The sequence below is a fragment of the Candidatus Symbiopectobacterium sp. NZEC135 genome (assembly GCF_025962695.1).
Genome location: NZ_JAGFPF010001257.1, coordinates 1 through 634, shown reverse-complemented (window position 1 = coordinate 634; position 634 = coordinate 1). Strand labels below are relative to the sequence as shown.

1 protein-coding gene and 1 pseudogene are annotated in these 634 nt (G+C 50.8%); one reads left to right on the top strand and one right to left on the bottom strand.

Going from position 1 to position 634, the window contains the following annotated elements; genetic code table 11:
• The coding region (locus tag J5224_RS33695) for a GlpM family protein (RefSeq protein ID WP_264629223.1) at positions 1-249 on the top strand (249 nt) is incomplete at its 5' end.
• Between the two features lie 45 nt (positions 250-294).
• On the opposite strand, the pseudogene J5224_RS33690 reads toward J5224_RS33695, so the two are convergent.
• Positions 295-634, bottom strand: a pseudogene (locus J5224_RS33690) (phosphoadenosine phosphosulfate reductase); the annotation flags it as partial.

Genomic DNA, 634 nt, shown 5'->3' with positions numbered 1-634 from the left:
ATCCCGCTGTTTCCGACCTTTGCCTTAATTGCCCATTACATTGTGGGAACAGAGCGCGGTACTGAAGCGCTACGAGCCACCATCCTGTTTGGCATCTGGTCAGTCATTCCCTATCTGATTTACCTGATATCGCTCTACTATTTTACCGCATCCATGAAGCTGCCGCTGGCATTGCTATCCGCAGTAGCCTGTTGGAGCGCCTCTGCGTTTGTATTGATCAAAGTCTGGGCGCACTTCTATCACCAGTAGCGCATCCCCGGCAGCGATTGGGTTCCTTAAAGATGAGCGCGAATATCACAGAAAGATGGCTTCATTACTGTTACTGCGCCTTCTGCGAGATTTTTTTCTGCTACAGCAAAGCGTCGCGTCCTCTGAAGGCGAGGGTGAAGCTGTCAGGGCCAGGCTGCGATAATCATTACTCAGAATCATGGTGCATATCTTTTCCCATGACACGATATCGTGTTCCTCGGTAGCACACGCCTCTTCATCCGGTATACACGTCAGAAAACCGCGCGAACGATGCCAACTGAGGTACTGATCTATGTTGGCGCGGAATTGATCTGCCATTTTCTGCGGCATTGAGTTCAAGAGAAATGTGGCATGGTTTTGCCATGTCCCCTCGCTGGGTTTGCGG